Here is a 25,986-nt window from a genome sequence, read left to right on the forward strand (position 1 = left end):
TTATATGTTTCAGAGTTGCAAAAGATGAAACTCGCAAAATTATCACAATATTTTGCCTTCCTCTCTTTCATAAAACGCATCTACAGACAACTCTTTCTGCATGGATGCCATAACAGCTAATTCATCGCATCGTTCGTTTTGAGGGTGATTATTGTGTCCTTTTATCCATTTAAAATCTACTGAATGTTTGCGATAAACTACTAAAAGGCGTTTCCACAAATCAGCATTTTTTCTATTCACAAAATTTTTTTTCTCCCAGCCCAGTACCCATTTCTTCACAACCGAGTCAACAACATATTTGGAATCTGATACGACCAATGCTTTTGTGCCTGGCTTTTTCAATTTTTCGAGCCCAACGATAACGGCTAACAATTCCATTCTATTATTGGTGGTCATTCTGAAACCCTCATAAAACTCTTTTCTGTATGTTGTTCCTGCTACGTTGGTTTCCATCACAACGCCATAACCACCGCGACCAGGATTACCCTTGGCAGCACCATCCGTATAAATATGTACTTCGTGACTCATTCTATCCCTAATTATGATGTAAATTCAACTTGCTATACAAGACTTGCTACTATTTCCGGAAAAAAGCGTTGTTCTAAATCATGAATTTTAGCCGCAACAACTTCTGCAGTATCAGTTCCTAATACAACTACCTTTTTTTGAGCTATTATAGCTCCTTCATCATACTGCTCGTTTACATAATGAACGGTGATTCCGGTCTCTTTTTCTTTATTTGCAACAACGGCTTGATGCACATGCATCCCGTACATCCCTTTTCCACCGTATTTAGGCAATAATGCGGGATGTATATTGATCACTTTATTCGGATATCCTTGTAGTATAGATTGCGGAAACTTAAGTAAAAAACCAGCTAAAACGATCAAGTCTGGCTGAATTTCATTAATTATTTTCAGTATTTTACCTTCAATTAGTTCCGATTTTGAAAAAATTACGGTTTCAACACCTAATTTTTCAGCTTTCTCAATAGCAAGTGCCAAAGGATTATTGGTCAAAACCATTACTACGGTAGCAGTACGTCTCTCAGTAAAGTACTTTATAATATTTTCAGCATTAGTCCCCGAACCCGACGCAAAAACGACAATTTTTTTCATGATAAACCCACTTAATGTTAAGCAAAAAACGGAATAATATTTGAAAATAAATAGCAATACAAAGTCTTTGTTAAAATATATTTTATAATTTAGTTGTCACATTTATTAACTTATTGGTTGTTTTAAAATAAAGTTTTTTATTTTTGCCAACAAATTAAATTCTAAAATTAAAGATTATGTCAGACATTGCATCAAGAGTAAAAGCGATTATCGTAGACAAATTAGGCGTTGACGAAAACGAAGTTGTAACAGAAGCAAGCTTCACTAATGATTTAGGAGCTGACTCATTAGACACTGTTGAGCTTATCATGGAGTTCGAAAAAGAATTTGATATCCAAATTCCAGATGATCAAGCAGAAAACATTGCTACTGTTGGTCAAGCTATTTCTTACATCGAGGAAGCTAAAAAATAATACACATACACCCGCATGCTTAACCGTATGCGGGTGTTGTTATTTTTTAAAATTATGGATTCGAGATTGAAATTCAATCAAAAAGATATTTACAATGTACTACCCACTGCTTTTTTGTAATAATACAGTAAAGAAAGCGTGGGTTTTATTTGTTTTAAGATAAAAATATAGATTAGATATGGTATTAAAGCGCGTTGTTGTTACAGGTTTAGGTGCTCTTACTCCTATAGGAAATAATATTCAAGAATACTGGAACGCTCTTGTAAACGGAGTAAGCGGAGCTGCTCCCATTACTTATTTTGACGCTTCCAAATTTAAAACACAATTTGCATGTGAGTTGAAAAACTTTAATGTAGAGGATTTTATTGATCGAAAAGAAGCTAGAAAAATGGATCGATACGCACAGTATGCGATGGTTTCTAGTGATGAAGCTATAAAAGACGCCAATTTTAACTTTGACAAAATTGACAAAGATCGCGCAGGAGTTATTTGGGGTTCTGGAATTGGAGGTTTAGAAACTTTTCAAATCGAAGTCCTTAATTTTGCTGCTGGTGATGGAACACCACGTTTCAACCCATTTTTTATCCCAAAAATGATCGCTGATATTGCTGGTGGACATATATCAATAAAATACGGATTTAGAGGACCTAATTTCACAACAGTTTCTGCTTGTGCTTCTTCTACAAACGCTATGATTGATGCTTTTAACTATATACGTTTGGGTCATGCTGATGTTATGGTTACAGGTGGATCAGAGGCTGCAGTTACGATAGCTGGAATGGGTGGATTTAATGCCATGCATGCGCTATCGACTAGAAATGATGATCCAAAAACAGCATCAAGACCGATGGACAAAGACCGTGACGGATTTGTTTTAGGAGAAGGTGCCGGCGCATTAGTATTAGAAGAATACGAACACGCAGTTGCCCGTGGAGCAAAAATCTATTGCGAAATTGGCGGAGGCGGAATGTCTGCAGATGCACACCATATTACAGCGCCACATCCTGAAGGTTTAGGTGCTAAAAATGTAATGCTAAACTGTCTAAGAGATGCCGGTTTAAAACCAACAGATGTAGATGGAGTGAACATGCACGGGACATCAACTCCACTGGGAGATTTAGCTGAATCAAAAGCAATCGAACATGTATTTGGAGAACATGCTTATAGCATGAACCTCAATTCTACTAAATCAATGACAGGCCACTTGCTAGGAGCCGCAGGAGCTGTTGAAACAATATCAACTATCTTGTCTATGCAACATGGTATCGTACCTCCAACCATCAATCACTTTACTGATGACGAGGGAATAGACTCTAAATTAAACTTCACTTTCAACGTTGCTCAAAAAAGAGAAATGAATGTAGTGATGAGTAATACTTTTGGATTTGGTGGACACAATGCTTGTGTGCTAGTAAAAAAATTAGATTTGTAGTTTAATGAATATCATCAAAAAAATATTTAAGAAATCCCGTTCTCAAGAGGACGGGATTTTTTTTAATGCGATGGAAAAAATACTTGGATTTGCGCCCTTAGATCTAAATTTTTACAGGAAGGCATTTACTCATCGCTCTTCAAATAAATTCAGTTTAGATGGCACTCCAATGAACTATGAACGTTTAGAGTTTTTAGGAGACGCAATGCTAAGCGCTGTCATCGCAGCACATTTATACAATAAATCACCCAATGGTGATGAAGGCTATCTAACCAAAATGCGCTCAAAAATTGTAAGTAGAGAACATTTAAACGAACTTGGAAAGGATTATAAATTAATTCAGTTCATAGAAAGCAAAGTCCCAGTCAATCATTTTGGCGAAAACATTCATGGTAATATCTTCGAATCCTTAATCGGAGCTATTTATCTAGATAGAGGCTACACCTATTGCGAAAACTTTATTCAAAAAAAGGTTATCCTTCCCTACGTAGATATTTCTAGATTAGAAGGAAAAGTAATTAGTTACAAAAGTCTGGTTATCGAATGGTGTCAAAAAGAGAAAAAATCATTTCATTATGACATTTTTGATGACAACGCTATTGATGGGCAACGTCTTTTTGGTGTAAAATTAAGCATCGAAGACAAAGTAATTGCCAAAGCTAGAGCAACCTCAAAAAAGAAAGCAGAGGAAAAAGCATCCCAAAGAGCTTATTTTGCATTTCAAGAAAAAATGGATAAAAAATAATGCTAAATTACTGAAAACTATAACGTTTTCGTTAGTAATTTTATCAAAACAACAAGAATATGTGCATTATTACTTCAATAGATGCACTATCTTTACGACTTATTTTATCATGAAATGGCAACTCATAAACTTGATCTTGGTGATTTTGACGAAATAGATTATTATCTAATTGCGATTCATACTTCATTAGAAGATTATAGATTAGCCTACTACATCAACCAGCGACTTCCTGTCAACTTGAGCAAAAGTAAAGACGAAGTACAGATTAGTGTAAAAGAAGGAGAAACTAATTTTTCCCGTTTTTACTACTATGATAACGAAAATGCTGTTTCTTGGAATTTAATCAAAAATAAATCAGAGGTCCTGAAACAAAACCAGGGTAGCGCTCAAAATTTATTTTCGGAAATTTCAATGGAAATTTCAACAAAAGTGTACTTACTTCCTGAATTTAAAAAAGCAGACTATTTTTTAAAAATCGAGAATACACAAGATTGTATGAACGCATTAAATATAAAAAAGCATCTTACTGAAATTGAAAGTGTATCTACCGTATACAGCGTGGATACCAATAAAATAAAATCAAAAAACAATTTAATTTTTTAAAACATATGAGTACAAACAAAAAAACTAAAATTGTAGCAACACTTGGACCTGCATGTAGTACTAAAGCAATCATTAAAGACATGATTGATGCTGGTGTAAATGTATTTAGAATTAACTTTTCGCATGCTGATTACGAAGGTGTAAAGGAAAAAATAAACATCATCAGAGATCTGAATGCTGAATTTGGATACACAACTGCAATATTAGCCGATTTACAAGGGCCAAAGCTACGTGTTGGAGTAATGAATGAAGGTGTCGTAGTTAATGACGGTGACCTAATAACTTTTACTACAGCCGAAGACATCATTGGTACAGCTGAAAAAGTTTTCATGAAATATCAAAACTTCCCAAATGATGTAAATCCTGGCGAGCGTATCTTATTGGATGATGGAAAACTTATTTTTGAAATCGTTTCTACAGATAAAAACACAGAGGTGGTTGCAAAAGTTATCCAAGGAGGTGAATTAAAATCTAAGAAAGGGGTTAATTTACCAAACACAAAAATATCACTACCTGCAATGACCGAAAAAGATATTGCTGATGCTATTTTTGCTATAGGACAAAAAGTAGACTGGATCGCTTTATCATTTGTGAAAACACCACAAGATTTAAAAGACCTTCAAGACTTAATTGCCGAGCATGCCGAATATAAAATTCCGATTGTTGCCAAAATCGAAATGCCTGAAGCATTAGAGAACATGGACAAGATCGTCGCTTATTGCGATGCCTTAATGGTAGCTCGTGGAGATCTTGGGGTAGAATTACCAGCTCACGAAGTACCTTTAGTTCAAAAAGAATTGATTCGTAAAGCTAAAATGGCTAGAATTCCTGTTATCGTTGCCACTCAAATGATGGAAACAATGATTACAAGTTTAACTCCTACTAGAGCAGAGGTTAACGACGTAGCCAATTCTGTAATGGATGGAGCCGATGCGGTAATGCTTTCTGGAGAAACAGCAGCAGGAAACTATCCGGTTCAAGTTATTCAAAAAATGACTCAAATTATTGAAGCTGTAGAAAACTCTCCATTAATTCAAGTACCACAAAATACACCACAAATAAAAACAAAGCGTTTTATTACTAAAACTATTTGTCGTCATGCAGCTGTTATGGCTAACGCTATCGAAGCCAAAGCTATTTCTACAATGACAAACAGTGGTTATACTGCTTTTCAATTGTCTGCATGGAGACCATCAACAGCACACATTCTTGTATTTACATCCAATAGAAGAATACTAACGCAACTTAGTTTGCTTTGGGGAGTAAAATCTTATTTCTACGACAAAGACGAAAGTACGGATAGAACGGTTACTGATATTAATGAAATCGCAAAAGAAAAAGGACATGTTGACACTGGTGATTACATCATCAATTTGGCCTCAATGCCTATTACTGAGAAAGGAATGGTCAACACCATGCGAGTATCTGAAATAGAATAATTCTTTTTACAATAAAAACAAACCGTCTCTTATCATAATTTTAACGAGACGGTTTTTTTATGCTTGCTAATTTTCGATTATCTTTGATAAAAACTAAATCATATTTCGATGGAATTTAAATCTAAAAATCCTTTTTTAAATAACAAATCTTTTTCTGCTACTTCAAAAGCAGACCAAGTGCATCGCGCAACCGTTATTGACTATAACGACGAGATGACACTAGCGGGAACAATCAATAAAACTTTATTACTATTCTTATTACTTACTGCTTCAGCAATAGTGATTTGGTGGATGGCATTTAATGGCTACAATCCAATTGTACCTGCGATAGGCGGTGCCATAATAGGATTAATACTTGTAGTAATAGCAGCATTTAAACCGCAGTACTCACCCTACTTAGCCCCTGGATACGCCTTGTTTGAAGGGCTGTTTATAGGAGGAATTTCGGCTATTTTCGAAGCGAGATACCCTGGAATAGTAATCCAAGCTGTGGGAGCGACTTTTGTCACCTTTGCTGTATGTTTGGGTTTATATAAATTCAAGATCGTAAAAGTAACAGAACAATTCAAATCAGTTGTTGTGGCTGCCACCCTAGCTATTGCAACCTACTATTTGATTTCATGGGTTGTTTCCATGTTTACAAGCTTCCAGCCCGTGCATTATGGTAATTCCATGATGAGTATTGGTATCAGCGTTTTTGTAATTATTATTGCAGCTCTAAACTTGTTTTTAGACTTTGATCGTATTGAAAAGGGCGTTGAACAAAAAATGCCAAAGTTCATGGAATGGTTTGGCGCTATGGGTTTAATGATTACTCTAGTATGGTTGTATATCGAGTTCCTAAGATTATTATCTAAATTATCTAGTAAAGATTAATTCTTTCAAGAAATTCAATCCAAAAAAAAATGCCCTTTCTACAATTAGAAAGGGCATTTTATATTTTTAGTTAGGCTACTTTTTCAAAAGCTATAAAATGAGAGACATCTCCTTTACTATTAAAAACGGGATAGCCTTTTATCAGACATTGATAAGTCTCGCCATTCTTCTTGTAATTTAAAACCTTTTTTTCAAATGCCTGCTTGTTTTGAATGGCAAGCCTAATTTCGTTTGACACTTGTAAATCTGTTTCCTCTCCATGAAACATTTTTGGGCTTTGTCCAAGTACCTCTTCTCTACTGTAACCATTCATTTGAACAATATTCTTAGAGGCAAATACGATCCTCAATTTAGCATCAGTGACAATGACCACTTCTTCTTTTAATTTGCTTTCAAAATCCCATTCTTTCTGACTCCATTTGTATGCAACAGAAAGTTGAAACAATTTATTCACATCATCATAAACAGCCTTTAAACTATTTAAAAATTCAAAATGAAAAGGCCAAGCATGTACTGGCATTCCCTTTATATCAAGAGTGTCATAATATTTAACAACTGCATCTTCGTACTGACAAAAGCTCATTTTTTCAACTATTTTTATCAAATGTAAGTTTAAAATCAAAACAACAATAACTTCTTGACAAGTTTAACGCTTGTTCAACGACTTCAAAATTAAAAATCAAATCGCAATTGGACGGAAACAACTGCCTTTTTACGCTCGGTATTGAGGTTACTTAACGAAATTCCAAGTAATCTTACTGAGTCCTTCATTCGCTCTTGGAACAGTAACTCTTTAACAACTTCTAAAATCAAGCCTTTATCAGCAATAAAATACGGAACCGTTTTACTCCGCGTTTGTTGTGAAAAGTCACTGTATTTAATTTTTAGTGTTATAGTTTTACCTGAAATAGCATGCTTTCGCAAACGTCGTTCTAATTCAGCCGCAATGGATTCTAAATGTTCCAACATAAAAATCTCTGAGGACAAATTACTATCAAAAGTATGCTCGGCAGCTACTGATTTAGTAATTCTATTGGACTTCACTTCGCTGTTGTGTATACCTCTTACCACATCATAATAAAAAGCACCCGCCTTCCCAAAATGCTTTTCCAAAAACTCCACTGATTTACTCTTTAGATCAATTCCATTAAAAATACCCAATTGATACATCTTATCAGTAGTTACCTTTCCCACACCATAGAACTTTTTAATGGGTAAAGTTTCTAAAAAAGAAAGGACTTCATCAGGATTAACCGTCTTCTGACCATTTGGTTTGTTGATGTCACTTGCAATCTTAGCAACAAATTTATTGACCGAAATTCCAGCAGAGGCGGTCAAACCAACCTCATTAAAAATACGATTCCTAATTTCTTGGGCTAGTAAGCTTGCACTCGAATTTCCTTTTTTATTTACGGTAACATCTAAGTACGCTTCATCAAGTGACAAAGGTTCTATCAAATCTGTATACTCTTTAAAAATAGCATGGATTTTAGTAGATATTTCTTTGTACCGATCAAAACGAGGTTTCACAAAAATTATTTGAGGACAATATTTTTTAGCTAATGCACCACTTAAAGCAGAACGCACACCATATTTTCTTGCTTCATAACTGGCAGCAGCAACTACACCGCGATTCTCAGAACCACCAACGGCAATAGGCTTACCTAGTAATTCAGGATTATCTAATTGCTCTACAGATGCATAGAAAGCATCCATATCAATATGAATTATTTTCCGAATAAGAGACCGATCCTGCATAGTACAAATTTACAGCGCTTTTATTTTAATTTAGTAACCTACCCAAAAATATTTGATACATTTGATATCCCTATCAAACGTTACCTACTTCCTTGCAACCGATTTACTTCGATGAAAAGAAATAAAAAGTCTTGGTAGGAAACCAAATTTTAAAAAATGATCGAAATAGAAAGAAAATTTTTAGTCAAATCTGACGCCTATAAACAAGAAGCACAAAGCCAGAAAGTAATCGTGCAAGGCTACCTAAGCTCTAATCCTGAACGCACCGTACGTGTTAGGATAAAAGGAGATCAGGGCTATATAACTATTAAAGGGAAATCTAATGAAAGTGGACTTTCACGCTATGAATGGGAAAAAGAAATCCCATTGGAAGAGGCGGAGCAACTCCTACTTTTATGCGAAAAAGGAATAATCAGTAAAACAAGATTTGAAATAAAAATTGGAACGCACACCTACGAGGTAGATGAGTTTTATGACGACAACGAAGGATTAGTCATAGCCGAAATTGAGCTATCAAACGAACAAGAAACTTTTGCTAAACCCGATTGGCTTGCTGAAGAAGTGACCAACGATAAAAGATACTACAACTCGCATTTGAGTCTACATCCTTTTAAAGAATGGTTCTAGTTATTTAACTAAAACTTCAATAGTAACCAACATATAACCCGCGCCTTTATTACTAACAATATCCATAAATGCTTTTTTTGAAAGATCAATTTCGCGGGACCTCACAAAGGGACCTCTATCCGTAATTTCAACGACAACAAATTTACCATTAGCCTCGTTTGTAACCTTTACTTTTGTTCCAAAAGGTAATTTTTTATGAGCAGCGGTTAACTTATTTTTATCGAATATGGCTCCACTAGCCGTTCGCTTACCATGAAACTTATCAGCATAATAGGAAGCGTGTGCATTTTTTTTATAGAATTTGAACTTTCCAATTTCCTGCAATACGGAGTCCTTGCTGGTCTCTTGTAGCACCATTCCTTGTTTATTTCTCTTGAGTGTATCTCTTTGAATCCCAACTTTTGGTTTGTCTACAAATCCATTGGATCGAATGGCAACCATAGTAAAAGCAAAAAACAATAATAGTAATGTAATTGATTTTTTCATTAATAACGTATTAGTTTGACTTAATAGAAACAAAAACCATACCTCGATAAAAAAAGTCCTCAATAAGGACTTTTAAAAAGTTTTTATAACCACATGGACCAAGGTATTCTACTTAAAATAAGCACTAATCCCAATCCGTAAAAAATAGAGAAAGTTTTAAATTTACTACTACTTGCTTCTATTTTTTTATGTTTTGACCAACCAATAGTAATAAGTGCGATAGCAATAACATTTATTAAAGGGTGCTCTAACGATGTTAAACGTAATGCCTTGTCCGCCATTCGTCCAAATGAAGCAAGACCAAGAGGAGATACAAAATATAAAATGATTCCAACTAAGAGCTGTATGTGCATCCCTATTAAACCAAAAAGGGCAATCTTACGATCTTTAGCAGTAAACTCTTTTTTAGATACTAGTCCGATTAAGGCATTAACTACTGCAACTAGTAATAAAAGTAAAGCGATATAAGCCCATCCTGAATGGAATTTTTGAATAAATTGGTACATAGAATTTGTTTTTTGAATAACAAATATAAACAAAAAAGGATCAAAAAAAAACCACTCTAACTTAAAAGCTAGAGCGGTTTTATAATATAGAATTATTCTATAATGCGGTAATTAGAAACTTATAAGAAAGGTTGCAAAACCTTATCAATTACTTGAACTACACCGTTGGTTCCTTGAATATTTGTTATTTTAATATTTGCATTTGTTGTACCAACTACATCTTTGATTTTAACTGTACCCAACAAGATTGTAAATTTAGTGTCTGCAGGAGCTTTATACAATGTAGTCACTGAAACATCAGCAGTTGCAGAAGATGAAGTGAATGAAGTCGCTGAACTTGACAATCTATTGCTCTTTTCTAAATGATATCTCAAGATATTAGTTACTTGAGCATCAGTCCTTCCTGTTAAGTATGTAGATGCAGCGGTAAATGCGTCATTGTTAGGAGCATATACGGTAACCGGAACAGAACCTGTAGCAGCAGTTAAATCAGTTAAAACACCAGCCTGTGCAGAACTTGTAACCACTCCTAATAATGAAGACAAACTTGGATTAGCTTTGATATGGTCTACAATTGTAGGCAATTTCAAAACACCATCAATAACGTGTAAAATACCGTTGCTAGCTTGAATATCAGCTGTTACAACTTTAGCACCACCATTAGCAGTACCTCCGTTTAATAATACATTTCCACCAACTGTGTTAGCAAAAACACTTAAGTTAGCCCCTGATGTAGCCGTAGAAGTAGCACGTAAAAACCCAAAAGTTTTTGTATAACCTGCAGTTAATAAATCATTAGCTCTTGTACCAACACCAATTACGTGGTTTTGTAAAGTTACTTTCAAATCAGCAACTTGAGCAGGAGTCATCAAAGCAATTGAAGCACTTGTAATACCTGCTGCAGTAAAAGCAGCATTAGTTGGAGCAAAAACAGTATAAGAACCTGCATTCCCTAAAGAAGCATCTAGACTTGTTTTTTTCAATGCATCTACCAATATACTAAAGTTAGCAGGATCAGCTTGAGCGATTGCTATAATTGATTTCAAAGGAGTAACCTCTTTTGGAGAATCACTTGTACAAGAAAAAGTCGTAAGAGCAACAGCTAAGATTGCAATGAAAGACAGAATTTGATTTTTTATTTTCATGACGTTTTATTTTATGTTTTTTGAACTTTTTATTTTTAATACTAATTAATTTCCGAAAGTATATCTAAGTGTGAATTGCGCTTGCCAAACATCAAATGTTGAAGCATTTTTCTGAACACTGTCCTTAACCAAAGTTCTTACTCCTGCATTGTCTGTTTGATATGCTAAAGTATATCCTGGGATAAAGTTGTTAGAACTACTTGGTGCTTGTGATACATTTAAAATACTTGCAGCAGTTGCTCTTTGTGAAATTCCCCAAGAACGGTTAAGTAAATTTGTGAAGTTTAAGATATCAGCTCTAAATTGAAAACTGTTCTTTTTTCCACCAATTTTAAGGAAAAAATCTTGAGTAACCGATAAATCCACTCTGTGTAACATTGGTAATAGATTTTGGTTTCTATCCACATACTGACCTCTTTTTGTAGAAAGGTAAGGATCTTGGTCAATAAACTTATCAAAAGCTTCTTGCTGTTGTGCTTCAGTATACAATACGATTGATGAACCACCAAAGTTTTGTGAAATTGGAACAAAACGAAGATCACTAGCTTTCATAGGTACAAATAATAAATCGTTACCATTGATTAGGTCACCATTTAAATCACCACCATAAACATAGGTAAATGAACTTCCTTGCTCACCAATATACCCTAAGTTAATTGATGTTGCTGCTCCGGTTTTATCACCATAAGTGATTTTATACCCAACGATACCTACCATTCTGTGTGGTGTATTGTTGTTTGACAAACTTAATTTTTGATCGTTATTTCCGTTAACTGAACGTACACCTGTCCAGCTTCCTGAAGCAGTTGATCCTGGAGACAATAAGTCATTAGCTTGTGAATGCGTGTAAGCAAATGAACCCCATAATCCTTTTTTGTATGGGTACTCTAATTTAAATGTAGTAGAGTAAAAATAACCTTGGTCAGTATTAGTTAACAAGATGTTGTTAATCACATTATTATTGATACGTGTAATGTTTGCACTTGCACCAAAATAAGGTCTGTTATCCGGTCCATTAATTGTCCCTACTGGATTTTCAAAATTGGCATTTGAGTAAGCTGTTTCATTGATGTTCTTACTGAAAATCCCTTCAATTGTACCTGTGAATCCAAATGGAAGTTTTTGATCTAAAGCGATTGTTGTTTTCCAAGTTTGTGGAAACTTATAGTTTTTATCCGTAACCGCTAAATCAATTGTTGATGGTAACGTAGGCGTAGAAGGAGTAAAATACTTGTTTGGGTCAGATGTAAATCCGTATCGTCCTAAACCAGAGTCAGCATCAGATGCATCAATAAACCCTGTTAAAACTCCGTTGTTACCAATTGCGTTAGATAAAAATACTAATGGTGGTCTTCCAGAGAATATACCTGAACCCCCTCTAACGATTGTTTTTCCGTCACCAGCAACATCTAAATTGAAACCAAATCTTGGCTCAAAAAGATACTGTGTATTTGGCATATCACCTGTGTTAAATTTTTGCCCATTAGCAAAAGTCAATCCATTTACTACTGGGTTCTCCAAAGCAGTATCTACGAATGAAATTCTAGAACCTCTTAAACCGTAAGTAATTTTTAAATTATCATTGACCTTGAACTCATCTTGAAAATAAAGGTCAATTTTATCTGATTTTAATTCTTGTAATGGCTCAACAGCACCTGGCAAAGCAGAATATCTAAATTGCGATCTAACCGGTAAATTAGTTACTGATGGCGCACCATTTAATGCTATAGACTCATTAGCAGCATTATAAAACTCTTGTAATGAGTTAAAGATAAACACCCCATTAGAACCTGAGAAGAATAAGTTACTAGATTCAAAATGCTCATAATTTGCACCAAAAACCAAAGTATGGTTACCAATAGTTTTAGTAACATTATCTGTAAAGTGTAATGTCGAATAGCTTAATTTATTTCCTTGTGTAAAAGGATCTAAACCAACTGAAATAAAGTTCAAGTTACCTGTTGTAAATCCAGGACCAGAAGCGTTAGGCTGACCATTTTTAATATCAATAGTAGGGAATAATCCACCACCTTGTAAACCTCTATCTTCGATTTGCTTGTCATAACCTGCAATAAAGTTATTACTCCATGAATTAGATAATTTACTATCTAATTGCAATACAATCGATCTTGTATTATCAAGGATTGTATACCCACTGTTTTTGTATGACATTGAGTTTACGTTTGCTCTTCTGTTTCCAAATCCTAATGAATTTGAATTAGAAATTATCTCATCAGAAGATGAATCATGGTGAACGTAACGAATCGATAATTTGTTATTATCATTAATGTTCCAATCTATTTTACCAAGGTACTTTTTAGAAAGTTTTTTAGCATCATAATTTTCCCATGGACCTGTTGTATATCCAAACTTATCTTGCATAAAAGTAGAAAGATCTTGCATTTGTTGGAATGTAGGTGCTGAAACCTGACCACTTGGTGTAGGTGAACCTGTAGAGGTCCATGTTGTAGCAGGGCTTGTGTTATCTACTGATTCAATATTTCCAAAGAAAAACACTTTGTTTTTGATGATTGGAAATCCTATTCTACCACCGTATATTTTTTCTTCGAAAGTAGCTGGCGCAATAACTGTTTGACCTGCTTTAGTTCCAATGAATTCTTTTTTGTTACTTCTCATTGAAGTATAAAGAGAACCTTCAACTTCGTTTGTACCACTTCTAGTAACACCGTTGATACCTGTACCAGTAAATCCTGATTGACGCACATCAAAAGGAGCAATACTGATTTGTAATTGTTCGATTGCATCTAGAGATATAGCTGTTGAACCTGTACGTCCTCCTGCTTGCGCATCTGAACCTAATCCAAAACCATTATTAAACACAGAACCATCAATTGTAAAGTTGTTTAATCTTGAATCTTGACCACCAAAAGAACCACCACCACCTGCATTAGCATTGTATTTAGTGATTGAGTTTATAGAACGTGCTCCAGTAATAGGAATAGCCGTCAATTCTCTATTCGAAAACTGTTGAGAAGCACCTGTTTTACCTTTATTGAACGCTCCATTAGATTTTGTAGAAACCACAACAACCTCTTTCAAAGTATTTGCTTCTTCTTTTACAACTACATTCACAGACAAATTACTTCCAAGAGGAGCATTGATTTCTGTAATTTCAGTAGTTTGAAATCCTACATAAGTTACCTTAACCGTGTAAGGCCCACCTGGTCTAAGACCCTGAACAGCATAGTTACCTTTGCCATCAGTTGTAGAATAATACTTCGTTCCCGTAGGCTTGTGAAGAACTTCTACCGTAGCTCCAGGCAAAAATTCACCTGTACTCGATTTGACAGTTCCAGACATTGCAGAACTCGTAACCTGAGCATGACCTACAACGGATAAAAACGTAATCAAAATAAAAATAATTCTTTTCATTTCTGTGTTTAGTTTAGTTTAAAAAATTTTTGGCAAAAATCTAACATTTTTAGCAATTCAATGTTAATTCTTTGTTAAGAAAAACAATTGAATTTGTCTATTTTAACATAGTTTCCCATTTTGGGGATTAAATAAGTCATTCTTAGAGATTATATCAAAATTATTCATAAATTATGTTAAAAAATAATGATTTTGACCATATAATAAATTTGTTAAATTTTAACAGCGCTTATTTGATCCCGGACTAGCTTGTTTTTCAAAGATTTAGTACCAATGGAGTAAGTAGATGTAAGATCATCGAAACAAAAGATCCGTCAATAATGCTACAAACAAAAAAAGCAGATGACGAGTCATCTGCTTTTTTTCTTCTATTAATAGGAAGACTGAAATCAACCTTTGGTAATGAATCATTATATTAAGTAGCACTTTAATTACTTCTCGATCATAATGCCCTATCCTTCACCACTACCACTTGTTTAAAAATTATAACGAACACTAAAGTTCCAAGTTCTACCAAAACCGAAGTATACTTGATTTCCAGTTGCTATACCGTCATAAACCATATTATTTGAAGCATAAGTCCCTTTTGATGGGTCTCTTGAATCGATATTATCAGTTACAAATCGGTTAGTTGTTGAATCAGAAATATATGTTTCATCTAAAACATTATTCATATTGAATCTAAAGCTTACTGAATTTTTTGAAGAATTACCTACTAATATCTTGTATGAGATACCCGCATCCATTAAACCATAAGAAGGCAATTGTAATGCTCCATTATTATTCGCTGATCCAAAAGCGTCTGGCGAAATCGCAGCAAACAATCTATTCGCTACTCTATAATTAGCATCTACATTAAATCTTTCAAAAACTTCATATTTAGCTCCTAAACTAGCAGTAGTTTGCGCTGCATCACCTACATTCACTTTATCAAGGTACAATACTTGATCAGATCCACCTGCTACAGGATTATTATCTTGATCGTATTTATTACTTAATGCATTTCCTTTATACTTCCAATCACCAACTGAAATCATAGCATTTAAACTTAATTTAGGCAATGGTTTTGCCGTCATCTCTAGTTCTACACCTGAGTGAATTTCAGTAATTCCCACAAAATCAAAATACCCACCAACATTATCAGCTGAACGATCTGATCTTCTTAAATTTTGATCTTTCCATGACGTATAGTACACATTTAAATTAGCTGTAAATTTAGAAGAACGAAAACCGTAACCCGCTTCAAAACCTAATACTTTTTCATTAACTAAGTTCTCAGCTACAATGGAAGCATTGTTTGGGTAAACTGCATTAAAGAAAGGTTGTTTTGAATAAAATCCTGAATTAACAAAAACATTGTTTTGCTCATCAATATTGTAATTAGCTCCTCCTTTAATATTACCACCCAATCTATTTTCGAATCCAGTTTTATACAATGGATCTGATTTCAAATAAGTAAATGGGTCTTCTCTTTTATACCCTTGTTGAGAAACTGCTCCTTGGAAGAAAACAGAAAGATTGTCTTTTGAATACTCTAACTGTGTAAAAGCTCCTATCCAGTTTACATATCCTGTGTTGTTAAAAACAATTTTTTCTTGATCTTTTACATTTGTAAAAGGATTCAAACTTGGACTAGAAGAATACGTTTGAAACAAAGTTCTACTTGGATTATTAATATCCCTAGTATCAAGATATCCATCAGCACCTAACAAATCACTAAGATTTCTAAAATGAAATCCTGTATAAGTTCTAGCATCAACACCAAAATCAAGTGTTAACTCTTCTGTTAGTTTGTTATTTAAATTAATTACCGCTCCGTACCAGTTGTGAGAGTTTACGCCAGACCTTCTGATGAAACCATCTCCACTGTTTGCAATAAAATTACCATCAGAATTTGCAGTTAATGGGGTTCCTATAGTATTAGGTTGCCCGGTATTATATTTAATAAACTCATCAATAGGAAGTAATCCATCAGCCGTTTTATAAGCAGAAGAATATGGATTCTTACCAACATTTCCAGTTCCACCACCACGTCCCCATGAACCGTAAACTACAGATGTCAAAGTGGTTTTATCATTGATTTTAAAATCCCAATTAATAGAAGCTACTGGCTTGTGATAGAAGTTTCTTGCGAAAGAATACTCTTCTCCATTTCTATAACCCCAACCTGAATTATATTTGGTATTCGGCTTTCCATCTGAACCGTATTTTAAATAATCCGATAATGGATTAGCAAAACTTCTTTGGTGATGCCATTGCGGAGCTCCAGTAAACGTAAATTGAAAATCATGTTTCTCATTTGGTTTATAACCAAATGCAATAAAATAATTTTTCCCCTCAAATTTTGTTCCGTCAACATACCCACTTCCTGTTGTAGAGCTCAATAATACCGATGCCGATAAGCCGTTATCCATTAAACCTGTCGAATAAGATGCCTGTGCTTTAAAGTAATCATCGTTACCCGATGTTGTTGAAACATTACCACCTTCTTTCATATCAGAAGTTCTAGTAATTACATTTATTGTTCCCCCTACAGATGATATCGCTAATTTCGAAGACCCTAAACCTCTTTGTACTTGCATAGCAGAGGTTACATCCGAAAGTCCAGCCCAGTTGCTCCAGTAAACAGAACCGTTTTCCATATCATTTACAGGTACACCGTTGATCATTACAGCAACATTTCTTTGGTCAAAACCACGAATGTTAATTCTCGCATCCCCAAAACCACCACCTTGCTTGGTAACGTAAACAGAAGGTGTATTGGCTAAGATTTCAGGAAATTCCTGAGAACCTAACTTCTCTACAATTTCAGCTGCTTTTATAGTTGAGACAGCAACAGGTGTTTTCCTATCTTTAGCATAATCCATGATACTCGTTGTTACAACGATTTCATCTAATTCATTTGAATTTGAGGCTAGAATAATGGTACCTACATTTTTTGTAGTTCCTTTTGCTACTGTAAATCTTACTGTTTTGGATACAAAACCAATGTAAGAAATAACTAATTCTCCTGCTTCACCTACTGTGTTGATAGAGAACTTACCGTCAATATCGGTCGAAACGTTAATTTTCGCTCCTTTGATGGCAACATTAGCACCTGGTAATGATCCTTGTCCGTCGCTAATAGTTCCTACAATTTTCCCTTGCGAAAATACTGTTGCAACCATTAAAAAAAGTACTCCAGAGAATAACCAATTTTTCATTGTCTTCATTTTTTGTTTTTTATTGTTTTTTGCCAAAATTATAACAATATCGACCAAGGATGTTAAGGCAATGTTAAGAAACCCTCACGCTCCTAGAATCGAATTTTGAATAATTAATAATATTTCCTTAAAAAAAAGCATATTATCAGCCGTTTTTACTGCTAAATGTTAATTTTTATTAATAAATACAAAAAAAATCAGAATCTCCAAAAAGTGACCTCCTAACCAATCTATGATCAAGCAAGAAGCTGATCTTTTACAAAAAACGTCTTTTTTGACATAAACGGGACATTTTAAGCTATTATTGTCAGCAAAAAGAACGGTTTTAATGGATGGAAAAAGAGCCTAAAACAACCCCTAATTACCTAAAAAAGATCCATTTTTTAAAACACAAACTTCTTACAAATTGACTATTGTAGCGATCGAAAAAACAGTTCGCTTCTTTGATTAATTATCCATTAAAATTGAGCATTGGGTTAGGGATAAAACAGTGTTGTAAAAAATAAGCCCTTGCTTTACAGCAAGGGCTTATTCTGAAATAATTAAGAAAGTAAAAAAGGGGTTTTTCTAACTTTCAGTAATGGATTTATTTTTTATTCAAATAATACTCTAAAAGAAATGAGGTAGAACTATCGTGCTGATTGATCTCTTTAGAATCTATTTCATCTAAAATTGAATTAGCCAATTGCTTGCCTAGCTCCACTCCCCATTGATCAAAGCTAAAAATGTTCCAAATAATTCCTTGAACAAAAATCTTGTGTTCGTATAAAGCAATTAAGGATCCTAAAGCACTTGGAGTTAACTTGTCGATCAAAATGGTATTTGTTGGTTTGTTTCCCGAAAAAACTTTAAAAGGTAGCAGTTGCTTCGCCTTTTGAGCATCTACCCCTTGCTTTTCAAATTCCGCTGCTACTTTCTCTTCTGATTTACCATGCAAAAGTGCTTCGGTTTGAGCAAAAAAGTTAGACATAAGCTTATTGTGCTGTTCTATGTTGCCATGTAGTGGCTTAACAAACCCAATGAAATCAGTAGGAATCAACTTAGTTCCTTGATGAATCAATTGAAAAAAGGCATGCTGCGCATTAGTTCCAGGTTCTCCCCAAATAATAGTTCCGGTTTCATAATTTACAGGTTTTCCATCTCGACCAACGCTTTTCCCGTTGCTCTCCATAGTTCCTTGTTGCAAATAGGGAGCTAATTTTTGCAAGTACTGTGTATATGGTATCAAGGCTTCGCTTTCGGCTCCAAAGAAATTATTATACCAAACACTTAATAAAGCCAATATAACAGGCATATTTTTATCAAAATCAGTCGCTTTGAAATGTTCATCCATTTCATTTGCACCAGCTAACAACTCTTCGAACTTGTCATAGCCAACCGCTAAGCTGATGGTAAGACCTACGGCGCTCCAAAGAGAAAATCGTCCGCCTACCCAATCCCACATTGGGAAAATAGTTGAAGGATCAATTCCAAAAGCAGTTACTTTTTCGATATTAGTAGAAACAGCAACAAAATGATTAGCAATATCTTGCTGCGTTGCCGTTTGTAAAAACCATTTTTTGATGGTCTCTGAATTGCTTAAGGTTTCTTGGGTTGTAAATGTTTTAGATACAATCACGAATAATGTCGTCTCTGGATCTAATTTTTTAATTACTTCATTTACATGGTCACCATCAACATTGGATACAAAATGTACTTGTAAATGGTTACTATAATACTGCAAAGCTTCTACTGCCATTGCTGGCCCTAAATCGGATCCACCAATACCAATATTTACAACATCCGTAAAGGGCTTGCCTGTGTATCCTTTTTTACTTCCTGAAATAATTGCTGATGAAAATGCTTTCATCTTTTCTTTCACAGCATAGATTTCAGGAATAACGTTTTGACCATTTACAGCTATCACCGCATCGGCTTTCGCTCTTAAGGCCGTATGAAGCACTGCTCTATTTTCGGTTTGGTTAATTATCCCACCTTCAAAATAGTCTTTAATAGCTGCTTCTAGTCCCATTTCGTTTGCTAGTTCAACTAAAATAGCAATCGTTTCTTGACTTATTATATTTTTAGAATAATCTATTAAAAAATCATTCCATTTTAAATTAAAGTTGTCCGTCCTATTTGTGTCATTACTAAACATTTCTTGCATAGATGCATTTTTCATTGAAGCGAAATGTTCTTCTAATTTTTTCCAGGCAATAGTCGCTGTTGGATTGTTTGTATTTAAACTCATTATTTCTAATTCTTTGTTTTAGTTTTGTTCGTCACAAAAATACTCAAATTACTTTTAAATGTTAAATGGATTGTGTAGATATACTATGTGGAGATTTATTTGCTGCAAAATAAAAAGGAGTTACTACTTTATAAGCAGTAACTCCTTTATTGAAGATCGTATTAAACTAATTAGCTGATCGGGAGGATTTACAAATTCCCTATGCTGTCAAGCTCTCTTTTTAAAGGAGCTGTTGCTGTTAAAAATCGCTGTTTGTCTTTTCCTTGCATCGCCTCACCCGTAGGTAAATTTAACCGCAGTGCATCTACTTGAACACCATTTTTCCAAAAACGATAGCAAACATGTGGCCCTGTTGCTAATCCTGTACTTCCTACTCTACCAATTACATCCCCTTGATTCACACGTTGTCCTTGACGCACTAAAATTTTAGACATATGAAGGTACTGAGTTGAGTAGGTGCCATTGTGTTTTACCTTAACATAATTCCCGTTTCCAGCAGTGTAGCCTGTTCTTTCTACGACTCCTGAAGCTGTAGTGGTTATAGGAGTTCCTGTTGGCGCTGCATAATCAGTTCCTTTATGTGCTTTCCATCTGTGTTGTACGGGATGAAAACGCTGCATGGTAAATCGAGAGGTTATTCTACTAAACTTAATAGGTGTTTTGAGAAAGAAGTTTTTAAGTGTTTTCCCTTCTTCATCATAATACTCTACTTTTCCTGATGAAGGATTTTTAGAAAAAGGAAAAGCGTAGATGATTTTACCTTTGTATTCAAAAAAGGAAGCTTCCAAATCCTCAACCCCATCATAGATAGAGTCATTTATATAACGCTCCGTAAAAACAAGACCAAAACGGTCTCCTTTTTTTAGTTTAAAAAAGTCAATGGACCAGGAATACACTTTAGTCATCTTACTTGCCAAAGCAGCTTGAACACCCGCATTCACAAGAGTTTCAGACAAAGATCCTTTTAAAACACCACCAATCATTCGGCGTCGAATAGTTACCGGACGTACTTTTGCGTGAGCGGTTGCAACCGAGTCTCTAAAATCAATTACATAATAACTCAAAGAATTGGGTTGATAAATCAAATACTGTAATTTGTTTTTTTTATCCTTAGAGCGCAACATGGTAAACGCCTTGTTTGGGCGGATTGATCGTACATTAAAAGTATCCTTTATTTGCTCGACAATATCGTATACTCTTTTGTCGCCAATATTTTGTTTGCTGATTATAGTACCAAAGGTATCTCCGTTTTGAATAGTATCTTGAACCACATTAAAATTGGTGAAATTAAAACCAAAATCAGAGTCCTTAGCTATTTTTTTAACCGCTTTTACTGCAACCTTTTTTTCAGAATCCTCTTTAGATTTATTACAAGATACTATAGTAAAAAAGATAATGATGATTATAAATAATTGTTTCAAACCTTAGCTGTTTTTTTTCGAATTTTACTTTGTTTTATTTTCCCCAATTTGCCAGTTCTTCCTCAGTCCATAGGTCAGGAAAAAAAATACGTCGTTGGTATTTAGGATGCATGTATTTTTTCCAATCACTACCGCCAGTTGCCTCGCCATCGCCCATACCACTTTGATCTATATATTTAAAAGCAACGTTTAGATGTTGCATGACCCAAGTTATATTGATGGTATGATCTAAATGACGCATAGCAGTACGCAAGGATTCATTTTGTTGCTCATTAAGCGGGAGCTGCTTGAATTTTTGCCAAATATTAATTGTATTGTACTCCTTCATATGTCGCAAAAAAAGGTCTTTGTATTTTAGCTCAAATTGCGCTAGCAAATAGGATTTTTTTCCTGTCGTATAATCTTTGCCCGCTGCTTGCCAATATAGGTGTTCGAAAGCATGTTCGTATGGAGTAGTTCGATCGATGGTGGCTCTAAAACGGTGATCAATTAGATTGATTAAATCAGTACAACAAAACTCAATTAGTCTGTATTGCGCACTTTGAAAACCACTTGCGGGCGTCAAAGTATTCCTAAATTTCATGTACTGCTCTACTTCCATGCCGTTCTCCATAATACTAAAGGAGGTGGTAAGCATATCGAAATAGCGACTAATGCGCATTAACCTTTCGGTAAAAAAATCCGCTTTTAATTCTGCAGCGTGTGAAATTTGATTGATTTCCCAAAGAATCATTTTAAAAATCAACTCATTAACCTGATGGTACATGATAAAAACCATTTCGTCAGGTAAGGTCGTTCTTTGGGTTTGTAAACTCAAGAGGGCGTCAGTTTGGATATAGTCCCAATACGTGATTGGTTTGGACCAAAGCAACCCTTCTAACTGTGTGTCCGTTTTTTGGTTTATTGCCTCGTATTTTTGTTCTATTTCTTTTAAAATAGCCGCTCCATTTTCGGTAATGTTCATTATTTTTTTATTTTAAACGGATGTTTCAATCCTTTAAAGCCATCTAAATCTGCTTTGATCGATCCAACTGCCAGCTCTGCTTTGATTCGAATAGGCAACCTATTGTCATCATCTGAAACCCAAACGGTTAAACTCTCTTGCTCTTTAAAAACACGACCTGATTGCACTAGTGGTCGGAATACCATAGCAGATACAACTCCAAATTTAGTTGTAATATTCTCTCTACCTATAAACTTTAACTTAAATTTTGTGGTTTCATCATCAAAAAACATATCGATGACAATAGACTCTCCAGGATTAATTTTATCGATGGTAGGATAATTCCTGAGGTAATAAAATGCCGATAAAATATCTTGGGTGTCTTTAGGGATAACGAATGCTTTCTCAGAGTTGTTTTTATAATCCTTTACTACAATCTTATTAGCTGACTGGTTAAAAAAACCTTCTTGATTTTTAGTATAACCACCTTCATTTATTTTTCGGACAAATTGAGCTGGGTTCCCTGATTCTTTCTCGATATAACTTTCATAGAGATCATCTACTTTAAAGAAAAAACGAGACATACCCGTAGTGTATCCTTTACCAATAACGTGAAAAGCTTTTTTATTATTTACAACCGCATCCTTAACTTCAAGGGTGGCATAGCCTGCATTTACAAAGCCATAATGGATTCTAAATTTAAACCACTCACCTGTGTCGTATGCATCATCATTTTGAGAGTCAAAACTAACGGTTACTATCAATAACAAGAACAGTATTATCTTTTTCATAACTTACTTTTTCTATTTATTGATGGAAGTTGCAAATTTTGTTCCAAATATATTAAAACAAAAAAACTCAGTCAAATAATGACTGAGTTTTTATGCTATTAACTAACCAAAAAACTATAAATTATGAAATTTATATCAAATCGGAAGGAAACCACCCCTTCCATTTTGCGAGTGCAAAGGTAGCTAACAAATCAAGATTTAAAAACTAAAAAAAAAGTTTAACAAATCATTGATAAATTCCGAACTAATTGAATGGTTATTTTTTCACATAATGTAAAAAAAAGCGTCTTTTATAGCGTTCCTCGCAATTCCTGTTCTCTCTCAATAGATTCAAAAAGAGCTTTAAAATTACCGGCACCAAAGCCTTTAGCACCCATTCTTTGGATTATTTCAAAAAATAAGGTTGGTCTATCTTGTACTGGTTTAGTGAATATTTGCAATAAATACCCATCTTCATCAGCATCTACCATGATGGCTAATTTTTCTATTTCGTTAATATCTTCTTTCATCATACCCATGTGCGCTCCCAATCGTTCTGGAATAGCTTGGTAGTAGGTATGTGGCGGTGCTGATAAAAACTCCACACCTCTTGCTCTTAACTGACTTACGGTTTTTATAATGTCATCTGTAGCAATAGCGATGTGTTGTATTCCTGGACCTCCGTAAAAGTCTAAATATTCTTCGATTTGTGATTTTTTCTTTCCTTCGGCTGGCTCGTTGATTGGGAATTTAATTCTTCCGTTTCCGTTAGACATTACTTTACTCATCAAGGCAGAATACTCCGTCGTGATTTGCTTGTCATCAAAAGACAGGAAGTTTACAAACCCCATAACCTCTTCATAGAACTTTACCCAAGTATTCATCTCGTTCCAACCTACATTTCCAACCATGTGGTCTATGTATTTTAAACCTGTTGCTTCAGGATTGTAATCAGATTTCCACTCTTTATAACCCGGTAAAAAGATTCCATTGTAGTTTTTACGCTCTACAAAAATATGTACTGTTTCTCCATAGGTATAGATTCCAGAACGAACTACTTCGCCGTGTTCGTCTTTCTCAACTGTTGGTTCCATGAACGAGCGTGCGCCACGTTTCATAGTCTCTTCGTACGCTGATGTTGCATCTTCAACCCATAAAGCGGCTACTTTAACTCCGTCACCGTGTTTTTTAAGATGTTCGTGAATTGGAGAATCTTGCGTTAAGGGTGTGGTTAAAACAATACGAATTTTATCTTGCTTCAATACATAGGATGTTCTGTCCTTTACTCCTGTTTCTAATCCGGCATACGCCAAAGATTGGTAACCAAAAGCCGTTTTGTAATAATGAGCGGACTGTTTTGCGTTTCCTACGTAGAATTCTACGTAGTCTGTTCCTAATAACGGAAGGAAATCTTGTGCTCCTTCAAATATTTTTTCTAATCCGTATTCTACTGATTTTACTTCTTTTGCCATGATATTTATTTGTTTAATCGTTGCATCGTTTAATCGTTGCAACCGAATTGATTTTTTGAAATTTGATTTTTAGCCCTGATGGTAGCGGCATCCTTTATGTTTTTTCTTTAAAAACATAAAGATATAGCGAACAGCGGGAAATAGCTCCCACTGCAAATTCGCTCAGAAGGAAATTACTCCACCCAAGATTTATAGTACTGCCCATCGTCCAATCCCATGGCTTCCTCAGTAACCATTAGCGGGCGGAAGGTATCGACCATAACAGCCAATTCCTCAGTACCTGTGTGACCTATACTGCGTTCCATTGCTCCTGGTGCTGGTCCGTGTGGAATTCCTTTTGGGTGTAAAGTGATGTGTCCTTGCTCGATATTGTTGCGGCTCATAAAATCACCATCGACATAATACAACACTTCGTCGCTGTCAATATTACTGTGATTATACGGCGCAGGAACTGATTTTGGGTGGTAGTCGTACAACCTTGGCACAAACGAACAAACAACAAAAGTCGCCGTTTCAAATGTTTGATGCACCGGTGGCGGTTGGTGTACGCGCCCTGTTATTGGTTCGAAATTGTGAATGCTAAATCCGTAGGGGAAATTATAGCCATCCCAACCAATCACGTCAAAAGGATGCGTGGCATAAACTACTTCATGCATCATGCCTTCTTTTTTGATTTTGATTAGAAAGTCTCCTTTTTCGTCATGTGTTTCTAACTCTGTAGGTAAAATAAAATCGCGTTCGCAAAAAGGGGAATGTTCTAAATGCTGTCCCGACTCATTTTTATAGCGTTTTGGAGTATAAAAAGGTGCAAACGACTCGACGTAAAATAAGCGATTATCCTCAGTATCAAACTGAATTTGGTAAATGATTCCGCGTGGAATAATCAGGTAATCTCCGTACTCGAAAGGAATATTCCCTAGCATGGTACGCAATTTCCCTTTTCCTTTGTGAATGAAAATCATTTCATCAGCATCGGCATTTTTATAAAAATATTCGGTTAGTGATTTTCGTGGTGCTGCAAGTCCTATTGTACAGTCTTTATTGACTAACATGGGTTTGCGACTTTCCAGGAAATCGTCGGCTGGTTTTAATTCAAATCCTTTTAATAACAAAGACTTGATGTTTTTACCAATAGCTATTTTAGGCTCGACTGAATAGGAATTTAAAATTTCTTTGACCTGAGTGGGTCTATGAACGTGGTACGATAGCGAGGCATGTCCGTGGAAACCTTCAGTACCAAACAGTTGTTCGTAGTAAAAACCCCCATTGGGCTTTTCAAACTGTGTATGTCTTTTTTGAGGGAATGTCCCTAGTTTATGATATAATGGCATGTTTTTTTTTGTTTTAAGTGTAACTAAATCAAGCAAGATTGCTTTGTACTTTGCTATTCTAAATCAAAAAAAAGT

General features: G+C 35.0%; 22 protein-coding genes. 7 read left to right on the plus strand and 15 right to left on the minus strand.

From position 1 onward, the window contains the following. Positions 1-42: 42 nt before the first annotated feature. Together rnhA and purN are read right to left on the minus strand one after the other, a co-directional pair. Positions 43-528, minus strand: a complete 486-nt coding sequence (rnhA, locus tag ACZ2G0_RS02650) for a ribonuclease HI (protein ID WP_300288516.1) — start codon at positions 526-528, stop codon at positions 43-45. A 32-nt stretch (positions 529-560) separates the two neighbouring features. Then, positions 561-1,118 carry a phosphoribosylglycinamide formyltransferase gene (gene purN / locus ACZ2G0_RS02655; RefSeq protein WP_470308881.1) on the minus strand — a complete coding sequence of 186 codons (558 nt, stop codon included), beginning with the start codon at positions 1,116-1,118 and terminating at the stop codon, positions 561-563. A gap of 176 nt (positions 1,119-1,294) precedes the next feature. On the opposite strand from purN, the gene ACZ2G0_RS02660 reads away from it, so the two are divergent. The 6 genes from ACZ2G0_RS02660 to ACZ2G0_RS02685 all read left to right on the plus strand — a co-directional run bounded on the left by ACZ2G0_RS02660 (position 1,295) and on the right by ACZ2G0_RS02685 (position 6,626). Beyond that, positions 1,295-1,531: an acyl carrier protein gene (locus ACZ2G0_RS02660; RefSeq protein WP_007137004.1), complete on the plus strand. Its 237-nt coding sequence runs from the start codon at positions 1,295-1,297 to the stop codon at positions 1,529-1,531. 178 nt (positions 1,532-1,709) lie between these two features. Beyond that, positions 1,710-2,963, plus strand: coding sequence for a beta-ketoacyl-ACP synthase II (gene fabF / locus ACZ2G0_RS02665; protein WP_470308882.1), 1,254 nt, complete (start codon positions 1,710-1,712; stop codon positions 2,961-2,963). Positions 2,964-2,967: 4 nt separating this feature from the next. Beyond that, positions 2,968-3,708 (plus strand): ribonuclease III, encoded by a 741-nt coding sequence (rnc, locus tag ACZ2G0_RS02670; RefSeq protein WP_470308883.1) that lies wholly within the window; start codon positions 2,968-2,970, stop codon positions 3,706-3,708. 114 nt (positions 3,709-3,822) lie between these two features. Continuing rightward, complete coding sequence (locus ACZ2G0_RS02675) at positions 3,823-4,311, plus strand: IPExxxVDY family protein (protein ID WP_470308884.1); 489 nt, start codon at positions 3,823-3,825, stop codon at positions 4,309-4,311. Positions 4,312-4,316: 5 nt separating this feature from the next. Further along, complete coding sequence (gene pyk / locus ACZ2G0_RS02680) at positions 4,317-5,750, plus strand: pyruvate kinase (RefSeq protein ID WP_470308885.1); 1,434 nt, start codon at positions 4,317-4,319, stop codon at positions 5,748-5,750. Positions 5,751-5,858: 108 nt separating this feature from the next. Continuing rightward, entirely contained in the window at positions 5,859-6,626 is a 768-nt protein-coding gene (locus ACZ2G0_RS02685) for a Bax inhibitor-1/YccA family protein (RefSeq protein WP_470308886.1), read from the plus strand. 70 nt (positions 6,627-6,696) lie between these two features. Here ACZ2G0_RS02685 and ACZ2G0_RS02690 read toward each other — a convergent pair whose 3' ends face one another. Next, positions 6,697-7,209: a PAS domain-containing protein gene (locus ACZ2G0_RS02690; RefSeq protein WP_470308887.1), complete on the minus strand. Its 513-nt coding sequence runs from the start codon at positions 7,207-7,209 to the stop codon at positions 6,697-6,699. An 89-nt stretch (positions 7,210-7,298) separates the two neighbouring features. Next, complete coding sequence (gene dinB, locus ACZ2G0_RS02695; protein WP_470308888.1) at positions 7,299-8,384, minus strand: DNA polymerase IV; 1,086 nt, start codon at positions 8,382-8,384, stop codon at positions 7,299-7,301. 156 nt (positions 8,385-8,540) lie between these two features. Here dinB and ACZ2G0_RS02700 point away from each other — a divergent pair, with 156 nt between their 5' ends. Next, a complete protein-coding gene (locus ACZ2G0_RS02700) occupies positions 8,541-9,011 on the plus strand; it encodes a CYTH domain-containing protein (protein ID WP_470308889.1) in 471 nt (156 codons plus the stop codon). Here the strand turns inward: ACZ2G0_RS02700 and ACZ2G0_RS02705 are convergent, their stop codons facing one another. The 11 genes from ACZ2G0_RS02705 to ACZ2G0_RS02755 form a co-directional block, all read right to left on the minus strand. Next, positions 9,012-9,497 (minus strand): septal ring lytic transglycosylase RlpA family protein, encoded by a 486-nt coding sequence (locus ACZ2G0_RS02705; RefSeq protein ID WP_470308890.1) that lies wholly within the window; start codon positions 9,495-9,497, stop codon positions 9,012-9,014. A gap of 83 nt (positions 9,498-9,580) precedes the next feature. Continuing rightward, positions 9,581-10,003, minus strand: a complete 423-nt coding sequence (locus ACZ2G0_RS02710; protein ID WP_470308891.1) for a hypothetical protein — start codon at positions 10,001-10,003, stop codon at positions 9,581-9,583. Between the two features lie 119 nt (positions 10,004-10,122). Continuing rightward, complete coding sequence (locus tag ACZ2G0_RS02715; RefSeq protein ID WP_470308892.1) at positions 10,123-11,148, minus strand: fasciclin domain-containing protein; 1,026 nt, start codon at positions 11,146-11,148, stop codon at positions 10,123-10,125. Between the two features lie 45 nt (positions 11,149-11,193). Continuing rightward, positions 11,194-14,541: a TonB-dependent receptor gene (locus ACZ2G0_RS02720; protein ID WP_470308893.1), complete on the minus strand. Its 3,348-nt coding sequence runs from the start codon at positions 14,539-14,541 to the stop codon at positions 11,194-11,196. A gap of 476 nt (positions 14,542-15,017) precedes the next feature. Then, the gene (locus tag ACZ2G0_RS02725; RefSeq protein ID WP_470308894.1) at positions 15,018-17,744 is read right to left on the minus strand and encodes a TonB-dependent receptor; all 2,727 of its coding nucleotides are present in this window, start codon (positions 17,742-17,744) and stop codon (positions 15,018-15,020) included. A 586-nt stretch (positions 17,745-18,330) separates the two neighbouring features. Further along, complete coding sequence (gene pgi, locus ACZ2G0_RS02730) at positions 18,331-19,974, minus strand: glucose-6-phosphate isomerase (RefSeq protein WP_470308895.1); 1,644 nt, start codon at positions 19,972-19,974, stop codon at positions 18,331-18,333. A 188-nt stretch (positions 19,975-20,162) separates the two neighbouring features. Then, positions 20,163-21,395: a peptidoglycan DD-metalloendopeptidase family protein gene (locus tag ACZ2G0_RS02735; protein WP_470308896.1), complete on the minus strand. Its 1,233-nt coding sequence runs from the start codon at positions 21,393-21,395 to the stop codon at positions 20,163-20,165. Between the two features lie 34 nt (positions 21,396-21,429). Beyond that, on the minus strand, positions 21,430-22,359 hold the full coding sequence (locus ACZ2G0_RS02740) for a tryptophan 2,3-dioxygenase family protein (protein WP_470308897.1): 930 nt from the start codon (positions 22,357-22,359) through the stop codon (positions 21,430-21,432). Continuing rightward, positions 22,359-23,129, minus strand: coding sequence for a DUF3108 domain-containing protein (locus ACZ2G0_RS02745; RefSeq protein WP_470308898.1), 771 nt, complete (start codon positions 23,127-23,129; stop codon positions 22,359-22,361). The genes ACZ2G0_RS02740 and ACZ2G0_RS02745 overlap by 1 nt, the downstream gene beginning before the upstream one ends. Positions 23,130-23,419: 290 nt before the next feature. Next, positions 23,420-24,580: a 4-hydroxyphenylpyruvate dioxygenase gene (gene hppD, locus ACZ2G0_RS02750; protein WP_300288487.1), complete on the minus strand. Its 1,161-nt coding sequence runs from the start codon at positions 24,578-24,580 to the stop codon at positions 23,420-23,422. Positions 24,581-24,753: 173 nt separating this feature from the next. Continuing rightward, the gene (locus tag ACZ2G0_RS02755) at positions 24,754-25,911 is read right to left on the minus strand and encodes a homogentisate 1,2-dioxygenase (RefSeq protein ID WP_470308899.1); all 1,158 of its coding nucleotides are present in this window, start codon (positions 25,909-25,911) and stop codon (positions 24,754-24,756) included. Positions 25,912-25,986: the final 75 nt, after the last annotated feature.

The organism is Flavobacterium sp. KKT103 (assembly GCF_055640565.1).